This window comes from Actinomycetota bacterium, assembly GCA_005774595.1.
In the GTDB taxonomy this organism is placed as follows: Bacteria; Actinomycetota; Coriobacteriia; order Anaerosomatales; family D1FN1-002; genus D1FN1-002.
This window is the reverse complement of record VAUM01000472.1, coordinates 1-1170: the sequence shown is the minus strand read 5'-3', so window position 1 is coordinate 1170 and position 1170 is coordinate 1. Positions and strand designations below refer to the sequence as shown.

Below are 1170 nucleotides of genomic sequence, written 5' to 3'. Positions count from 1 at the left end.
CGGGCGGACCTCGCCGGTCAGGCCCAGCTCGCCGAACGCCGCGAAGTCCGGCGGTAGCGGCGCGTCCTTGAGCGATGAGGCCAGCGCGAGCGCGAGCGGCAGATCCACCGCGGGTTCACCGACACGTACGCCTCCGGCGACGGTGGCGTACACATCCTGCGAACCGAACGACAGCCCCGCGCGGCGCTCGAGCACGGCGAGGACCTGGAGCAGGCGGCCGGTGTCGATGCCGGTGGCCAGGCGGCGCGGCTGGGGCAGGAAGCTCGGCGAGACGAGCGCCTGCACCTCGACGAGCAAGGGCCGCGCGCCCTCGACAAGCGGCATGATGACCGAGCCGGGCGCGGAGCCGGCGCGCTCGGCGAGCAGGGCCGCCGATGGCTGCTCGACGGGGGCGAGACCCGCCTCGCGCATCTCGAACACGCCGATCTCCGAGGAGGAGCCGAACCTGTTCTTGACCGCGCGCACGATGCGGAACGCGTGGTCGCGGTCGCCCTCGAAGTACAGCACCGTGTCGACCATGTGCTCGAGCACGCGCGGGCCGGCGATGGCGCCCTCCTTGGTGACGTGCCCGACGAGCACGGTGGTGATACCGAGGTCCTTGGCCACGCGCATGAGGCGCGTCGTGCACGCGCGCACCTGGCCGACGCTCCCCGGTGCGCCCGTGAGATCGGGGTCGTACGCGGTCTGGATGGAGTCGACGACGAGCAGGCCGGGCCGCTCGGCCTCGGCGGTCGCTTCGACGGCACGGACGTCGACCTCGGGCAGCAGGCGGACGGGCGCGTCCGCAGCGCCGAGACGTTCCGCGCGCATGCGCACCTGGGCGGGCGACTCCTCGCCGCACACGTAGAGAACGTCCGTGCCGGAGCGCGCGAGCGACACGGCCGCCTGGAGCAGGAGCGTGGACTTGCCGATGCCGGGTTCACCGCCGAGGAGCACGATCGAGCCGCGGACGAGCCCGCCGCCGAGCGGCCGGTCGAACTCAGCGATGCCCGTGGAGACGCGGTCGCCCTCGGTGGCGCGGATGTCGGACAGCGCGACGGGCGCCGAGGCGGGAACGGCGTGCGAGCCGCCGGCGGCCGCGGGGGCCTCGAGCTCCTCGACGAGCGTCAGCGACTCACCGCACCCCGGGCAGCGGCCCTGCCACTTGGGCGCGGTCGCGCCGCACTGCTG

At 74.4% G+C, this 1170-nt stretch carries 1 protein-coding gene; it reads right to left on the bottom strand.

All coding sequences use genetic code 11. The annotated features are described in order from the left end of the window. On the bottom strand, positions 1-1170 hold a 1170-nt coding region (gene radA / locus FDZ70_11075; GenBank protein TLM65494.1), incomplete at both ends, for a DNA repair protein RadA.